The organism is Streptomyces sp. WG7, from assembly GCF_049975785.1.
Taxonomy (GTDB): Bacteria; Actinomycetota; Actinomycetes; order Streptomycetales; family Streptomycetaceae; genus Streptomyces.
This window is the reverse complement of sequence record NZ_JBNGGE010000004.1, coordinates 292,032-306,700: the sequence shown is the minus strand read 5'-3', so window position 1 is coordinate 306,700 and position 14,669 is coordinate 292,032. Positions and strand designations below refer to the sequence as shown.

Here is a 14,669-nt window from a genome sequence, read left to right as displayed (position 1 = left end):
CCCGATGGCCCATTCGGTGGGAATCAAGGACGTCGCCCGCGCCGCCGGAGTATCCGTGGGCACGGTCTCCAACGTCATCAACCGCCCCGACACCGTCGCGACCGAGACCCGCGCACGCGTGCTGTCCGCGATCGACCGGCTCGGCTACGTCCGCAGCGAGTCCGCGCGCCAGCTGCGCGCGGGCCGCAGCCGGATCATGGGGCTGCTCGTCCTGGACATGGGCAACCCCTTCTTCGTCGACGTCGCCCGCGGCGCCGAGCGGGCCGCGCGCGACGCCGGGCTCGGCGTGATGGTCTGCAACAGCGCCCAGAACCCGGGGGAGGAGGCCGAGTACCTCTCCCTCTTCGCCGAGCAGCGGGTCCGGGGCGTCCTGCTGACCCCGGCCGACGCCACCGGCCGCAACATCGAGGGCTTCCGTCGCCACCACATCCCCTTCGTACTGGTCGACCGCGTCGCCGAGGGCACCACCGAGTGCTCGGTCTCCGTCGATGACGTCGCCGGCGGCGCCCTGGCCGTGCGCCACCTGGTGGACGCCGGGCACCGCTCCATCGCCTACGTCAGCGGCCCACCCGGCCTCAACCAGGTGCACGACCGCCGTACCGGCGCCCTGCAGGCGCTCGCCGAGGCCGGACTCGGCCCCGGCGCGCTGCGCGAACTGCCCACCGAGCGGCTCGACGTCGCCGCGGGCCGGGACGCCGGCGCCCGCCTCCTCGGCCTCGCGGACCGGCCCACCGCCGTCTTCTGCGCCAACGACCTGCTCGCCCTCGGCGTCCTGCAGGCCATGTACGCCGCCGGGGTCGGCGTTCCCGACGACCTCGCGATCGTCGGCTACGACGACATCGAGTTCGCCGCCGCCGCGGCCGTCCCGCTCACCTCCGTGCGCCAGCCCGCCGTCACCATGGGCGCCATGGCCGCCGAGCTGCTCCTGGAGGAGACGGAACTGGCGGGCTCGGACCGGGTCCACCCGCACCGGCGGGTCGTGCTCCAGCCCGAACTGGTGGTGCGGCGCTCCAGCCTCGCCGCCCGCTGACCCGTCATTCAGTACGATTTCGTGATCCCGGGGGTCGGCGGCCGCAGAACCATGTGCTGAACTGGGACACGGCCGAAAGATCCACCCGTACGGTCCGTCCGTACGGTCCCTCCGTCCCGGGAGCCCCGTTGAGCGTCAGCTACCGCCAGCCCGGCGTCGTCCTCACCGACCGCCGCTTCACCGTGCCCCTCGACCACGCGAACCCCTCCGGGGAGACGATCGAGCTGTACGCGCGCGAGGTCGTCGCGAGCGACAAGGCACACCAGGACCTGCCGTGGCTGGTCTACCTCCAGGGCGGCCCCGGCTTCGGCGCGAACCGCTTCATCGGCCGTCCCGCCTGGCTCGGCCGCGCCCTGAAGGAGCACCGCGTCCTCCTCCTCGACCAGCGCGGCACCGGCGCCTCCACGCCCGCCAACCGCCAGACGCTCCCGCTGCGCGGCGGCCCCGCCGAGCAGGCCGACCACCTCACCCACTTCCGCGCCGACGCCATCGTCCGCGACTGCGAGGCCATCCGACCCCAGGTCACCGGCGGCGCCCCCTGGACCGTCCTCGGCCAGAGCTTCGGCGGCTTCTGCACCGTCGCCTACCTGTCGCTCGCTCCGGAGGGCCTGAACACCGCCCTGATCACCGGCGGCCTGCCCTCCCTGGACGCCCACGCCGACGACGTCTACCGGGCCGCCTACCCCCGCATCGAGCGCAAGGTCGCCGCGCACTACGCCCGCTACCCGCAGGACGTCGAGCGCGCCCGCCGCATCGCCGACCACCTGCTCACCCACGACGTGGTCCTGCCGAACGGCTACCGGCTCACCGTCGAGGCATTCCAGTCGCTCGGCATCCTCCTCGGCGGCGGCGAGGGCAGCCACCGCCTGCACTACCTCCTGGAGGACGCCTTCGTCCGCACCCCGCGGGGCCACGAGCTGTCCGACGCGTTCCAGGAGCAGGCGCAGGGCCTGCTGTCGTACGCCGGCCACCCGCTCTACGCCCTCGTCCACGAGGCCATCTACGCCCAGGACGCGCGTCCCACCAACTGGTCGGCCGAGCGCGTCCGTGCCGAGTTCCCGCGCTTCGACGCCGCCAAGGCCCTCGCCGGCGACGAACCGCTGATGTTCACCGGCGAGTCCATCCACCCGTGGATGTTCGACTGCGACCCGGCCCTGCGCCCGCTGCGCGAGACCGCCGAGCTGCTCGCCGCCCGCACCGACTGGACCCCCCTGTACGACCCCGCCCGGCTCGCCGCCAACGAGGTGCCGGCCGCCGCGGCCGTCTACCACGACGACATGTACGTCGACACCGGCCACGCGCTGACCACCGCCCGCGCGATCCGCGGCCTGCGCACCTGGGTCACCGACGAGTTCGAGCACGACGGCGTACGGGCCGGGGGCCCGCGCGTCCTGGACCGCCTGCTCGCGCTCGCCCGCGACGAGGCCTGAACGGCGACGCTTGAAACAGGCGGCGGGATGTCGGCGGCTCGCGTTAGTGTGCGGACATGACCGAGCCGACGATCACGCAGCTGGAGCCCATGCCCGGCGACTGGCGGCGCGCCCTGGCCGTCGTCGCCCACCCGGACGACCTGGAGTACGGCTGCTCGGCGGCTGTCGCGGCCTGGACCGACGAGGGCCGCGAGGTCGCCTATGTCCTCGCCACCCGGGGCGAGGCGGGTATCGACACCCTGGCGCCCGCCGAGTGCGGCCCGTTGCGGGAGCGGGAGCAGCGGGCGAGCGCGGCCGTCGTCGGGGTGAGCGAGGTGGAGTTCCTCGACCACCGGGACGGCGTCATCGAGTACGGCACCGCCCTGCGCCGCGACATCGCCGCCGCGATCCGCCGGCACCGGCCCGAGCTCGTCATCACGCTCAACCACCGGGACACCTGGGACGGCGTCGCCTGGAACACCCCGGACCACGTCGCCGTCGGCCGCGCCACGCTCGACGCGGCGGGCGACGCCGGCAACCGGTGGATCTTCCCGGAGCTGACCGAGCAGGGCCTCGAACCCTGGGACGGCGTGCGCTGGGTCGCCGTCGCCGGTTCCTCCTCGCCCACGCACGCCGTGGACGCCACCCCGGGGCTGGAGCGTGCCGTCCGCTCCCTGCTCGCCCACCGCACGTACATCGAGGGGCTGACCGACGAGGACCCGGAGACGTATGTGCGCGGATTCCTCGTCGGGTTCGCCGAGGCCGCCGGGGAGCGGTTCGGCGGGAAACCGGCGGTGACCTTCGAAGTCTTCGGGCGGTAGCGACATGGCGGGGGAGCGGGACGTGCGGGGGCAGCAGCGTCTGGTGGAGCGGGACGTGCGGGGGCAGCAGCGTCTGGCGGAGCGGTTCGAGGAGCACCGCGGGCAGCTCGAGGCGGTGGCCTACCGCATGCTCGGCTCGCTTGCCGAGGCCGAGGACGCCGTGCAGGAGGCCTGGCTGCGGCTCGACCGCTCCGGCGGGGACGGCATCGACAACCTGGGCGCCTGGCTGACCACGGTGACCGGCCGGATCTGCCTGGACCTGCTGCGCTCACGCACCGCGCGCCGCGAGGAGCCGATGACCGAGGGCTTCGACACCTTCGTGCCGGACCCCGTGGTGCGGGCCCTGCCGCAGGCCGACCCCGAGCAGGAGGTGCTGCACACCGACTCGGTGGGCATCGCGTTGCTGGTCGTGCTGGAGACCCTGGAGCCGGCCGAGCGGCTGGCGTTCGTCCTGCACGACATGTTCGCCGTGCCTTTCGACGACATCGCGCGGGTCGTCGAGCGCAGCCCGGCAGCCACCCGGCAACTGGCCAGCCGGGCCCGGCGCCGCGTGCGCGACGCCACCCCCACCGCCGAACCCGACCTCGGCCGGCAGCGCCGGGCGGTCGAGGCCTTTCTGGCCGCGAGCCGCGCCGGCGACTTCGAGGCGCTGGTGTCCGTCCTCCACCCGGACGTGGTGCTGCGAGCCGACGCGGGCGCGTTGGCGAGCGGCGTGGCGGCGTCGAAGGTGGTGCGGGGGGCGCGGACGGTCGCCACCGGGGCGTTCCACTTCCGTCATCTTGCCGGGCTCGCCCGCGTCGTGCTGGTCAACGGCGCGGTCGGCACGGTCGCCGTGTCCGGGGGACGCCCGCAGTCCGTCACCTACGTCACCGTCGCCGACGGACTCGTCACCGGCCTGTACATCCTGTCCGACCCCGAGCGCCTGGCCCGCCTGGACCTTTCCGCACTGGAGGCCTGACCGGGCCCGGTGGTCCGGACGGACCGGGCGGAACCGCGTGGCGACCGCGAGCGGTGCTTGAGCGTCGCCTCGTGCGGCGTGAACTGCCGCCCGACGCACGCCCGCGCGCCCGTTCCGAACGGCTTGCAGGTGTGCGGGGCACGCGACCGTACGGCCTCGGCGTCGAAGCGGTCCGGGTCGAACCGCCCGGCGTCCGGCCCGCACACCTCCGGGGCGCGTGCAGTGGCCGCGGGGTCCCGAGCCGGTCCGGGAGCGGGTGCGCGACCTGTGCGCACGGGCCCTGCCGGGCGCCCTCGCGCCGTGAGCGCCCCCGTTGCACTCCGGAACGCGCGCACAGGCCGCTGAAATGCGCCCTCGGGCGCGCTGAAAGGTCTCGCAAAGAATCACGTGTCCAGGTTGGCGCACACTCCGATCTCCTATAGGTTAGGTGAGCCTTACCTAATGAATTGCCCACCGAATTGACGACGGAGGTTGGGGATGGGCGACAGCCACACCTGGACGGCCGCGCCTGCCGCGGCGGAGCAGGCCCGCTCCGTACTCGCCGCCGCCTGGTCCTGCGCGGTGACCGCGGAAGGCGGCCGCGAGGAGTTCGTCGGCGCGCACACCGTGTCCGACGACGGCCGGGTGCTCCTGCATGTGGCCGAGGACAGCGCCCTGCTCGCGGCGGCGATCTGCGCGCCGCGCGGAGAGCCGTCCGCCGTGCTGGAGTTCGCCGACGTGGCGCCCGTCCCGGTGCGGGGCCGGATCAGGGCCCGGCTCTGGCTCGCGGGCCGGTTCGCCCCGGAGGACGGCCACTTGGCGTTCACGCCCACGCGCGTGGTGCTGCGGCAGCCCTCCGGTGCGGTGGTGGTCGGCCTCGAGGAGTTCGCCTCCGCCGGACCCGATCCGCTGGCCCTGGCCGAGGCCCGGCTGCTGACCCACCTCGCCGACTGCCACGGCGACGCGGTGGAGCGTCTGACCCGGCTCGTCGACGCCGACAGTCTGCACGGCGCGGTCCGGGTGCGGCCGCTCGCCGTCGACCGGCACGGACTGACGCTGCGCATCGAGCGTGCCCGCGACCACGGCGACGTACGGCTTCCCTTCCACGCGCCGGCCGACGACATCGCGCAGCTCACGGAGCGGATGCACGTGCTCCTGGCGCAGGCGGGCGCCGCCTCCTGCCCCCGGGCCCTGCAACGGCAGCGTACGGACGGCGAAGGCTGACACGAAGGCTGAGGCGAACGGCTCTTCCCGCCGTCCGATGCCCGACTTTCGCCGTCGCCGTCGCCGACCACCGGGCCCCCGTGCCTACCAGTCCCCGTCCTCCACCGGTGCGCCAGGTGCGTCCTTGAGCGGCCGGACCTGCTGCTGTGCGGGCGCCTGCCACGGCTCGTGGTCGTCCCCGATCCAGTCCCCGACCGGCTTGACGCCCTGGAGCGGACCGGTGGGTGCGAGGTCGAGGGCGTCCTGGTCGTAGTAGTCGTACCAGGGCAGTCCGGCCTGCGTGTACGCGGCCCGGTCCACGGGTGACGGCGGTGGCGTCTCGCCGGTGATGCGCAGCCACTCCGGCGGCGTGACCAGGTGCACGAAGACCCGGCCCGCGGGCCGCTCGGCCCAGTCCGTCAGCGGCCTTTCGTCGCGGTAGACCTCCTGTCGCATGGACCCTCCGACACCGAGTCCCATCGCCGGCGCGGACCGGGCCCGGGCCACGCCGGAGCGGGCCGGGGCCGAGCCCGGGGCGGCCGGGGCCGACATCGGCATCGCGGCCCCGAAGGCGCCGCCCGACCGGGCGGCCCCGCGTGCCGATTCGGCCCGGCGCCGTTCCTCCTCGCGCCAGCGGGCCAGCTCCGCCTCGCCCAGCGGGAAGGCCTGCAACTGGACGCCGCCCCAGACCTCCTCGCCGGTGATCTGGCCCTCGACGGTCGCCCCCATGCCGAGCGGCACCGCGACGAACTGGCGGACCGTGCCCGTCCCGGAGTTGATGCCGTCCAGCCAGGGCTGACGGGGGAGCACCACGTAGTTCTGCGGGTCCCGGGTCAGCCGGTCGCTCCAGGGCTTGCCCGAGACCGCGCACACCTTGCCCACCCCGACCTGGAGCGCCGCGGGCTCCTTCGTGCCGGCGAAACTCAGCCACATGGCCTCGCGCAGGTAGACCGGCAGCATCACGCCGCCGCGCGCCCGCCAGGCCTCGGGCACGGTGTCGGCGTAGTCGGAGACCCGGCGGACGGGGAACTCGCCGAGCCCCGGCGGCAGCGGGTGGGTGCCCGTCTCGGGCAGCCGCAGGGTGCGGATGAAGCGCACCGCCGCACCGCCCGGCAGCAGCAGCCTGTTCCCGTCGATCCGCACGCTCGTGTCGCTCATCCGTACGCCTCCTCTTCCCGTCTTCCGGTGCGGGGATCTGCCGGCCGCCCCTCACCGCTCCTCACTTGGAACGACGTCCGGCGGCGCTGCGGTTCCGCTTCCGGAGCAGGGCCCGTACCCGGTCCCGGAGCCGGGTCAGCCGCGGCATGCGTTCGCGCAGCTCGCGCGTGTGGTGGTCCAGCTCCTCCAGGAGCCGGCGAGAGCGGTGCTCGGTGTCCATCTCGTCGATGATGCGGTTGACCTCGGTCAGCACCGCGCCGTGCAACTGCCAGTGCAGGGGGCTGCGCTGTACCTCCGTCAGGAGCAGCCGGGCCAGCTTGTCCCGGGTGACCGCGGCCTGCCGCAGCTCGGTGGAGAGGCGTTCCTCGGCGGACTCGGCGTTCTCGCTGACGCTGGTGGTGACCAGGACCGCGAAGCTGACCACGGCGTCGGCGATCTCGGACAGCAGCTGCTGGATGGTGGCGCCTGTCTCCGGCGGGAACAGGGGCTCGGGTTCACGTTCCTTCGCGAGGTCGGTGAAGGTGCGCGCGAGGACCCGCATCACCACCGTGCAGATCTCCAGGGTGTCCAGACCGGTGCGCAGCACCACCCGGTGGAGCAGTCCCTCGCGTACCCGGGGATTGAGGCGCAGGCTGTCCTCGGCCTGGCGGAGGTCCTCGTCCACCTCACCGATGTCGTGGTCGAGGCGGCGGGCCTCGTGCAGCCGGGCCGCCGCCTCGTGGAACGGCGTGCTGTCGGCGGCCTCCTCACCCATGCGCAGCATCAGCTGCCGCACCCGCCGGGCCAGCCCCTCGATGGACTCGCCGGCCTGCTCCACCCACACCGGAGGGGCGAGGATCAGGTTGAAGGCCAGCCCGACGATCGCCCCGATCAGGGTCTCCACCACCCGGGCCCATGCCAGGCTGCCGTGCGAGGTCACGCCGAGCACCAGCATCGCGCTGATCGCCACCTCGGCCACGAACTCGTGCGCCCGCACGAGGTGCCCCACGCCCAGCGCCGCCACGATCACCAGCGCCAGGCTCCACCAGCTCAGCCCGACCAACTGGCTGAAGGCGATGGCGACCAGGACACCGGCCACCACGGCGTTCACGCGGCGGAAACTCATCTTGAGCGTGGCGTACAGGGTGACCTGGACGACCAGCAGCGCGGTGAGCGGCGCGGTGAGCGGCGCCGCCGACTTGTCGGGGGTCAGCCGCACCGCGATGACATAGGCGATCGAGGCCGCGGCGGCGGATCGCAGCGCCTGCACGACCATGGGGTCCCTGAGCCACTTCACCCGCCGCAGGGCCGCCGCCGCACTCTCACGTACATCCTGCATCCTCGGGCTGTTCCCTTCCCCGGGCGCCTCGAACGTATCCGGACAGGACGGTAGCCGGACAAAGGGGGCAGGAGTGGTTCTCACGCGCCGTACACCGGCGGCCATCCGTGAACGTCAGGCGGTCACCTTGGCGAGGAAGGCGGACAGGTTCCCCAGGGTCCGGGTGATCTGTTCCTCCAGGGTGAGGCTCTCCTCGAAGCGGGCACCGCCCTCCGGCACCTTCTTGCCCCGCAGGTACAGGGGGCAGGCGAGGTCGGTGCACATGTACAGGCCGACCGAATTGCCCTCGCGGCCGGCCGGGCCGGCCTTGCGTGCGGTCATCAGCGCCACCCCGCCCCGGGGATGGGTGGTCAGGCACAGCGCGCACATGCTGCGCTGGAAGAAGCCGCGCTGAGCCGGCTGGAACCGCAGGGCCACTCCGACGAGGCGCTCGCCGTGGTCGGTGACCAGGTAGCTGCGGTCGGGCGCCCCGGGATCCCGCCAGCCCAGGAAGTCGAGATCGGCCCAGGGGCGCTCGCCGAGATCGCGGGGGACGGCCAGGCGCTTGGCCTCGCCCTTCGAGCAGTTGATGAAGGAGCCGCGGATGTCCTGCTCGGTGAGTGCCCTCATGGGAGAAACTCCACTTGTGTATCGACGTTCGACAGTGCCGAACCTAGGAGCCCTAGGTTTTCACCTAGCGTAGATAGGCGTGGGGAGGCGGTGCCAGTGGATTTTGGCGAGCGCGAGTTCACGGCGTGGACCAAGCCGCGATCCTGCCGTCCGCCGGCGGGCGCCGCACCGAGGTTTCGCCGGTCCCCGCGGAGGTACCCGAAGTCGCCCGGACGACCAGGAGGACCGCGGAAAGGGAGTGCGCCGTGACCGACCACCGCCTCGAAGGACCGGGCGAGAACGGTGCCCCCGTTCCGCGGGACATGCCCGACCAGCAGGCCGGCACCGGCGACGACCCGTGGGAGGCCGCGGCGCCCACGCGCGAGCAGCTCGAACAGGGCCAGCGCCCCGAGGACGACCAGGACGGCGAAGCCGATGGCGGCACCGGTGACGACGGGGCGGAACCGCCGGACGGGCCCGCCGACGACGTGCCCGACACGGACGAAGCGGGGACGGGCCGGCAGGGCGCACCGCACTCGGGCGCCGTACACCCCGAGCACCCGGTGCCCGACGAGTCCTCCGGCTGACGGGCCGACGGGCCGAGGCGGCTGACGGGCCGAGGCGGCTGAGATCTGGCTGACGGCACACCGGCAGTTCGTCGTGGGGCCAGCGGGCCCGGCCGTGTTCGCGGGCGCGGAGCAGGGCCGGGGTGGGCATGCCCCGGTCCGCGCCGGTGGCTCCGCACCGCGCCGCCGACGACTCGGCGGCTCGGACCAACGGGCTGACGCTGACGGGGCAGGCGTGGGGCGGGCGGGCGCCGGCGATCCGCCCGCCCCACGCCTGCCCCGCGGCGCTCAGCCGACCTTGCGCCCCCGCAGCGGTTCCGTAGCCGCGCCCGCGCCCTGCTGAAGGCCCCGCAGGAACTCCTTTAGTACCTCCGTGGCCGTATGCTCCGGGCGCCAGCCCAGTTCGGCCCGCGCCCGCGTACAGTCCATGAGCGGCAGCCGGAGCACCGCGTCGAACAGGTGCGGGGAGGCGGGCAGCAGACGCAGCCCCCACGCGGCGGCGATCGCCGAGCGGGCCGCGGTGCGGGGCAGCCGCACCGGTCGCACGCCGATCATCTCGCCGAGCAACCCGGCGTCGACCGGCGGCTCGGCCGCGAGGTTGAACGGACCCCGGGCGTCCTTCGAACGTGCCGCCAGCCGGTACGCGTTCGCCCCGTCGTCGGTGTGCAGGGCCTGGACCCGCAGGCCGGGAATGTCCGGCAGGAAGGGCAGGAGCTCCGGACGCGCCATCGGGCCCGGCAGGAACCTGCCGCCGAAGATCCGGCGCTGCTCGCTCGCCGACTCCCGCTTGAAGAGGAAGGCCGGCCGCATCCGGACCACCCGGATCCCCGGGTGGTCCCGTTCGAAGGTGTCCAGGGCGCGTTCCAGATAGGCCTTCTCCCGGCAGTACGCGGCGTCCGGCCAGCCGTGCGTCGGCCAGGACTCGTCCACCGCGTGATCCTTCGGTCCCGGCGAGTACGCGCCGACCGACGAGGCGTGCACCAGTGCCGGCACCCCGGCGGCGGCCACCGCCTCGAAGACCCGGATGGAGCCGAGTACGTTCGTGCGCCAGGTCGTCGCCGGGTCGTGCGTCGGCTGGAACGCCCAGGCCAGATGCACCACGGCGTCGGCGCCGGCGAAGTGGCCGGTAAGGTCGGCCCGCTCCGAGGCCAGATCGACCGCGGCCCACTCCGTCTTCGGGGGCGACCACGGGGGAATCCGCCGGGCCAGCCCCAGCACGGACGCGACCCCCGGATCCTCCGACAGGAGCCGCACCACGCTGGTGCCCACGTTGCCGGTGGCCCCCGTGACCACGATCCTGCTGCCCGTTGCGCTGCTCACCTTGCGCTCCTCTCGGCCGCCTGCCGTACGGAGGTCACCGGGTACCCGCCCCGCCGGGGAGGCACGCAAGGAGAAGCCCCGACCGTGACGGGGGGATCACGATCGGGGCGGTACGAGGTGGATACGGACGGCGGTCGCCTCTCGGCGAAAGGCTCCACAGGGCTTCAGCCGAACGATCGTCCCTGTGGGCAATAGGTGAGGCCCGGGGACACTGTCCCGTCCGTACCCACGCCCTCTTCAACGGGGAAGGCCCTGCCGGTGTTCCATCCGTCTGTCGTGTTTTGGGGTGATGTGTGTCACTGCTGCTGGGGCTCGGGCACGATCTCGGCCCACAGGTTCTCGGCCTGCAGCAGCAGTGTGCCGAGGACCGCCGTCCGCGCGGCTTCCTGCCCGGCGTGCTCCCGCAGCCCCTCCTGCAACAGCCGGTGCAGTTCCTCCATCGTCGCCTCGGTCTCCTCCGTCGCCTCCTCCGGGCGGGGCGGGGCGGTTTCGCCGAGCAGACGGCCGGACTCGGTGTGACAGGAGTCGCCGATCAGCTTCAGCAGCCGCGCGTACAGGTCCAGTACCGGGCCCTCGGGCGGGGCGGGCGTCCGATGCTCGTCGGCCGCCACCGCCAGCGTCCGGGTCAGCGCCGTGATGTTGCCGGTGACGTGACTCCACCGCTGGTCCTCGTCCTCGGGCGGGACGGAGGTGGGCGCGCGGTGCAGCTTGCGCAGTGGGCCGGAGGTGAGGCGAAGGCTCTCCCGGCTCCAGGCCCGGGCCGACTCCAGGGCCTCCAGCCGCCGCTGCAGCCGCGCGGCGCCGCTCGTCCAGCCGGCCGCACTCTGCGCGTCCCACTCGGTCTCCCGCAGATCGGCCGCGACGGAGTGCAGGACGTCGCCCGCCTCCCGGGCCAGCGCCGCGAGGTTCTCGTTGACGTCCCTCAAGTGGATCGGTGGCAGCACGAAGGCGTTGACCGCTACGCCGATGACCGCGCCGAGCGCCGCCTGCCCCACCCGGTGCCCGACCGCGGAGGCGGACACCGCCGTGCCGGAGGCCAGGACGAACACCGCGGTGGTGGCCGTGTAGACGCCCTGCTGCCCGAAGCGGGACCAGTTCGCGATCAGCATCAGCACCGGCAGGGACAGCGCCAGCGCCGCGGTGATGTCGTTGGTGATCGCCTGCGCCGCCGACGCCATCAGCGCCCCGGCGCAGATCGCCGTGAACTGCTGCCCGGCCTGCCGCACCGAGCTGTAGACCGTGGCCTGTACGAGGACCAGCGCGACCCAGGGGGCCATCAGCGCCATCGGATCGTTCAGCCAGACGCCCGCGATGGCCCAGGCGATCAGCGCCGCGCCCGCGGCCTTCAACGACTGCACGGCCAGGTCGCGTTCCCGCCCCGGCCCCTGCCAGGCGGCCCGGACGGAGCGCCCGACGGCACACGCCTCCCGCCACACCGCGGTCACCGGCCGTCGTCCCCGGAGCACCTCCCGGACCGTACTCGTCACAGCGGTCATACGGCGCCGGGTATCCGCGTGACCGGCCGGCGTCCCCCGGTGTGAGGTACGGCACGGCGGCTCATGCGAACGGGCTCTGTTTCAGGGAGGCCAGCAGGTCGGCCGGGTCGGCGTAGACCGCGTCCGCGCCCGCCTCCTCCAGGTCGGCGCGGGGCAGGCCGCCGCAGAGCACCGCGACGCAGCGCACCCCGGCCCGGCTGCCCGCGCGCATGTCCCAGACGGTGTCACCGACGAAGACCGCCCGCTCGGCCGGTACCCCGGCCAGTTCCAGGGCGTGCTCCACCGGCTCGGGCGCCGGCTTGCCCGCGTCGACGTCGTCGGCGCTCGCGGTGGCGGCGATCGCGTCGTCCGCGTCGATCGCCCGCCGCAGCGCGTCCAGCTCCGGGCCGCCCGCGGAGGTGGCGAGGACCACCTTCCAGCCGTCGCCGGCCAGGCGGCGCAGCAGTTCCCCGGCGTCCGGCAGCGCCGGCAGGCGGTCGAAGTACTGCCCGTACAGCGCCTTGTGTGCGGCGCTCAGCTGAGCGTCCTGATCCGTGTCCCGGTCCGCGCCCAGCAGGTGCCCGATGAGGTCGGTGGAGGCGAGGCCCACCGCCCGGTGGACGGCATGCATCGGCACCTGGTGCCCGGCCTGCCGGAACGCCTCCCACCAGGTCGTCACATGCAGGTGATTGGTGTCGACGAGGGTTCCGTCGACGTCGAACACGGCCGCCCGTTCCATGCACTGTTCCTTTCGTGGTCCGTGGATGGCCCGGCGGGTACCACGTCAGCGGCCCGCCACTCCGGACGGAACGCGGCCCTGACCGGTCCAGGCGAGCAGGTCGTCCAGCGGCCACGTGGTGACCACCCGCTCCGCGGGCACCCCGCACTCCTCGGCCCGCGCGCACCCGTGGATCTGCCAGTCCAGCTGGCCGGGCGCGTGGGCGTCGGTGTCGACGGAGAACAGCACCCCGGCGTCCACGGCCCGGCGCAGCAGCCGGCGCGGCGGGTCGAGCCGCTCGGGCCGGCTGTTGATCTCCACGGCGGTGCCGGACTCCGCGCAGGCGGCGAACACCTCGTCGGCGTCGAACTGCGACTCCGGCCGCCCCCGCCCGGTCAGCAGCCGCCCGGTGCAGTGGCCCAGGACGTCCGCGTGCGGATCGCGTACGGCCCGCACCATGCGGCGGGTCATCGCGCGGGCGTCCATCCGCAGCTTGGAGTGGACCGACACCACGACGACGTCCAGCCGCTCCAGCAGCTCCGGCTCCTGATCCAGCGAGCCGTCGTCGAGGATGTCGCACTCGATGCCGGTCAGCAGCCGGAACGGCGCCCAGGTCCCGTTGAGCTCCGCCACCACGTCCAGCTGCTCGCGCAGCCGCTCGGGCGACAGACCGCGTGCCACCGTCAGCCGCGGCGAGTGGTCGGTCAGCGCCGCCCACTCGTGCCCGAGCGCCGCCGCGGCCCGGCCCATCTCCTCGATCGGGCTGCCGCCGTCGGACCAGTCGGAGTGGAGATGGCAGTCGCCGCGCAGCAGCTCCCGCAGCCGTTCACCGCCCTCGGCGAGCGGCGTGTCCGCCTCGCCCTCCAGCTTCTCCAGGTATCCGGGCACCTGCCCGGCCAGCGCCTCGCGCGCCACCTGCGCCGTCTTGGGTCCGACGCCCTTCAGCGATTCCAGCGAGCCGGCCCGCTCGCGCAGCTCGGCGGCCGGCAGTCCGCCCAGCACCCGGGCCGCGGTGCGGAAGGCCCGGACGCGGTACGTCGGCGCCTGGGACCGCTCCAGAAGGAACGCGATGCGCTCCAGCGTCTCTACGGGCTCCATCGCCACCTCCTCCTCCGGCACGTCCAGGGTTCCCCAGCGCTCCCGGGACCGCACCACGGGCCGGGCGGTTTGTCCGTGCCGCTCCCGGGTACTGCGACGCCCCGCCCCACCGCCGGCCGCCGGGCCGTGACGCGGGGCGCAGAGCCGAAGAGCGCCGAAGAGGAGGCCGTCATGTCCAGTCCCAGCCCGTCCGACGCCGAAGTGGCCGTCATCACCGGTGCCGACTCCGGCATCGGCCGGGCCACCGCCGTACGCCTGGCCGAGGCGGGCATGGACGTCGGCATCACCTGGCACACCGACGAGGAGGGCGCCGAACGGACCGTCGAAGAGGTACGCGCGCTGGGCCGCCGGGCCGAGACCGCCCGGGTGGACCTGACCCGGCTGCCCGAGGCCGCGGACACCGTCGACGGGCTGTGCGAGCGGCTCGGCCGCGTCGACGTGCTGGTCAACAACGCCGGCACCGGTACCGCCACGCCCTTCCTCGACCTGGGACTGGACGATCTGCGGCGCGTCCTCGACGTGGACCTCGCCGGCCCGTTCCTGTGCGGGCAGAAGGCGGCCCGGCGCATGATCGAGCAGGGCGGGGGCGGCCGGATCGTCAACGTGACCTCCGTCCACGAGCACCAGCCCCGGGTGGGCGCGGCCCCGTACTGCGCGGCCAAGGGCGGCCTCGGCCTGCTCACCCAGGTCATGGCGATCGAGCTGGCCGAGTACGGCATCACCGTCAACGCGGTCGCGCCCGGCGAGATCGCCACGCCCATGACCGGTCAGGAGGACACCGACCCGCACACCGAGCGCCGCCCCGGCGTGCCTCTGGGCCGGCCCGGCGACGCCCGCGAGGTGGCCGCGGTGATCGCCTTCCTCGCCGGCCCCGACGCCTCGTACGTCACGGGCGCGTCCTGGAGCGTGGACGGCGGCATGCTCCGGATGGGCCCGATGGCCGGATCCCATCTGAGGGGCGACGACTGGCGGCGGCCCTGAGAGACCGTTCCGCCCGGTGGTCCGCTCGCCCGGCCACTACCGCGGGT

Annotated in this window: 14 protein-coding genes and 1 pseudogene; 7 read left to right on the top strand and 8 right to left on the bottom strand. The window is 74.0% G+C overall.

All coding sequences use genetic code 11. From position 1 onward, the window contains the following. Nucleotides 1–4 precede the first annotated feature (4 nt). The 4 genes from ACP4J0_RS07400 to sigJ all read left to right on the top strand — a co-directional run bounded on the left by ACP4J0_RS07400 (nt 5) and on the right by sigJ (nt 4,218). Nucleotides 5–1,030 carry a LacI family DNA-binding transcriptional regulator gene (locus tag ACP4J0_RS07400; protein ID WP_426519163.1) on the top strand — a complete coding sequence of 342 codons (1,026 nt, stop codon included), beginning with the start codon at nt 5–7 and terminating at the stop codon, nt 1,028–1,030. Between the two features lie 128 nt (nt 1,031–1,158). Next, nucleotides 1,159–2,460, top strand: a complete 1,302-nt coding sequence (locus tag ACP4J0_RS07395) for an alpha/beta fold hydrolase (RefSeq protein WP_426597794.1) — start codon at nt 1,159–1,161, stop codon at nt 2,458–2,460. A gap of 56 nt (nt 2,461–2,516) precedes the next feature. Further along, nucleotides 2,517–3,260: a PIG-L deacetylase family protein gene (locus ACP4J0_RS07390; RefSeq protein WP_426597793.1), complete on the top strand. Its 744-nt coding sequence runs from the start codon at nt 2,517–2,519 to the stop codon at nt 3,258–3,260. Nucleotides 3,261–3,264: 4 nt separating this feature from the next. Next, the gene (sigJ, locus tag ACP4J0_RS07385; RefSeq protein WP_426597792.1) at nt 3,265–4,218 is read left to right on the top strand and encodes an RNA polymerase sigma factor SigJ; all 954 of its coding nucleotides are present in this window, start codon (nt 3,265–3,267) and stop codon (nt 4,216–4,218) included. A gap of 59 nt (nt 4,219–4,277) precedes the next feature. Here sigJ and ACP4J0_RS07380 read toward each other — a convergent pair. Then, a pseudogene (locus tag ACP4J0_RS07380) lies at nt 4,278–4,436 on the bottom strand (cytochrome P450); the annotation flags it as partial. A 259-nt stretch (nt 4,437–4,695) separates the two neighbouring features. Here ACP4J0_RS07380 and ACP4J0_RS07375 point away from each other — a divergent pair. Then, a complete protein-coding gene (locus tag ACP4J0_RS07375; RefSeq protein WP_426597791.1) occupies nt 4,696–5,421 on the top strand; it encodes a DUF2470 domain-containing protein in 726 nt (241 codons plus the stop codon). A gap of 84 nt (nt 5,422–5,505) precedes the next feature. Here the strand turns inward: ACP4J0_RS07375 and ACP4J0_RS07370 are convergent, their stop codons facing one another. The 3 genes from ACP4J0_RS07370 to ACP4J0_RS07360 form a co-directional block, all read right to left on the bottom strand. After that, on the bottom strand, nt 5,506–6,558 hold the full coding sequence (locus ACP4J0_RS07370) for a hypothetical protein (RefSeq protein ID WP_426597790.1): 1,053 nt from the start codon (nt 6,556–6,558) through the stop codon (nt 5,506–5,508). A 61-nt stretch (nt 6,559–6,619) separates the two neighbouring features. After that, entirely contained in the window at nt 6,620–7,876 is a 1,257-nt protein-coding gene (locus ACP4J0_RS07365) for an FUSC family protein (RefSeq protein ID WP_426597789.1), read from the bottom strand. A gap of 114 nt (nt 7,877–7,990) precedes the next feature. Continuing rightward, entirely contained in the window at nt 7,991–8,485 is a 495-nt protein-coding gene (locus tag ACP4J0_RS07360; protein ID WP_426597788.1) for an FBP domain-containing protein, read from the bottom strand. A 245-nt stretch (nt 8,486–8,730) separates the two neighbouring features. Between ACP4J0_RS07360 and ACP4J0_RS07355 the strand changes: the two genes are divergently transcribed. Continuing rightward, nucleotides 8,731–9,051, top strand: a complete 321-nt coding sequence (locus ACP4J0_RS07355) for a hypothetical protein (RefSeq protein WP_426597787.1) — start codon at nt 8,731–8,733, stop codon at nt 9,049–9,051. Nucleotides 9,052–9,318: 267 nt separating this feature from the next. Here the strand turns inward: ACP4J0_RS07355 and ACP4J0_RS07350 are convergent, their stop codons facing one another. The 4 genes from ACP4J0_RS07350 to ACP4J0_RS07335 all read right to left on the bottom strand — a co-directional run bounded on the left by ACP4J0_RS07350 (nt 9,319) and on the right by ACP4J0_RS07335 (nt 13,641). Beyond that, complete coding sequence (locus tag ACP4J0_RS07350) at nt 9,319–10,350, bottom strand: SDR family oxidoreductase (protein ID WP_426597786.1); 1,032 nt, start codon at nt 10,348–10,350, stop codon at nt 9,319–9,321. Nucleotides 10,351–10,646: 296 nt separating this feature from the next. After that, a complete protein-coding gene (locus ACP4J0_RS07345; protein WP_426597785.1) occupies nt 10,647–11,846 on the bottom strand; it encodes an FUSC family protein in 1,200 nt (399 codons plus the stop codon). Between the two features lie 61 nt (nt 11,847–11,907). Beyond that, a complete protein-coding gene (locus ACP4J0_RS07340; protein ID WP_426597784.1) occupies nt 11,908–12,564 on the bottom strand; it encodes an HAD family hydrolase in 657 nt (218 codons plus the stop codon). 45 nt (nt 12,565–12,609) lie between these two features. After that, nucleotides 12,610–13,641 (bottom strand): PHP domain-containing protein, encoded by a 1,032-nt coding sequence (locus ACP4J0_RS07335; RefSeq protein WP_426597783.1) that lies wholly within the window; start codon nt 13,639–13,641, stop codon nt 12,610–12,612. A 171-nt stretch (nt 13,642–13,812) separates the two neighbouring features. On the opposite strand from ACP4J0_RS07335, the gene ACP4J0_RS07330 reads away from it, so the two are divergent. Then, the gene (locus tag ACP4J0_RS07330; RefSeq protein WP_426597782.1) at nt 13,813–14,622 is read left to right on the top strand and encodes an SDR family oxidoreductase; all 810 of its coding nucleotides are present in this window, start codon (nt 13,813–13,815) and stop codon (nt 14,620–14,622) included. The last annotated feature ends 47 nt before the right edge of the window (nt 14,623–14,669 follow it).

Bases quoted from the DNA above. Each gene is read 5' to 3' on its own strand.
- ACP4J0_RS07400 (WP_426519163.1), top strand. From the start codon at position 5: ATGGCCCATTCGGTGGGAATCAAGGACGTCGCCCGCGCCGCCGGAGTA.
- ACP4J0_RS07390 (WP_426597793.1), top strand. From the start codon at position 2,517: ATGACCGAGCCGACGATCACGCAGCTGGAGCCCATGCCCGGCGACTGG.
- sigJ (WP_426597792.1), top strand. From the start codon at position 3,265: ATGGCGGGGGAGCGGGACGTGCGGGGGCAGCAGCGTCTGGTGGAGCGG.
- ACP4J0_RS07375 (WP_426597791.1), top strand. From the start codon at position 4,696: ATGGGCGACAGCCACACCTGGACGGCCGCGCCTGCCGCGGCGGAGCAG.
- ACP4J0_RS07370 (WP_426597790.1), bottom strand. From the start codon at position 6,558: ATGAGCGACACGAGCGTGCGGATCGACGGGAACAGGCTGCTGCTGCCG.
- ACP4J0_RS07365 (WP_426597789.1), bottom strand. From the start codon at position 7,876: ATGCAGGATGTACGTGAGAGTGCGGCGGCGGCCCTGCGGCGGGTGAAG.
- ACP4J0_RS07360 (WP_426597788.1), bottom strand. From the start codon at position 8,485: ATGAGGGCACTCACCGAGCAGGACATCCGCGGCTCCTTCATCAACTGC.
- ACP4J0_RS07345 (WP_426597785.1), bottom strand. From the start codon at position 11,846: ATGACCGCTGTGACGAGTACGGTCCGGGAGGTGCTCCGGGGACGACGG.
- ACP4J0_RS07340 (WP_426597784.1), bottom strand. From the start codon at position 12,564: ATGGAACGGGCGGCCGTGTTCGACGTCGACGGAACCCTCGTCGACACC.
- ACP4J0_RS07335 (WP_426597783.1), bottom strand. From the start codon at position 13,641: ATGGAGCCCGTAGAGACGCTGGAGCGCATCGCGTTCCTTCTGGAGCGG.
- ACP4J0_RS07330 (WP_426597782.1), top strand. From the start codon at position 13,813: ATGTCCAGTCCCAGCCCGTCCGACGCCGAAGTGGCCGTCATCACCGGT.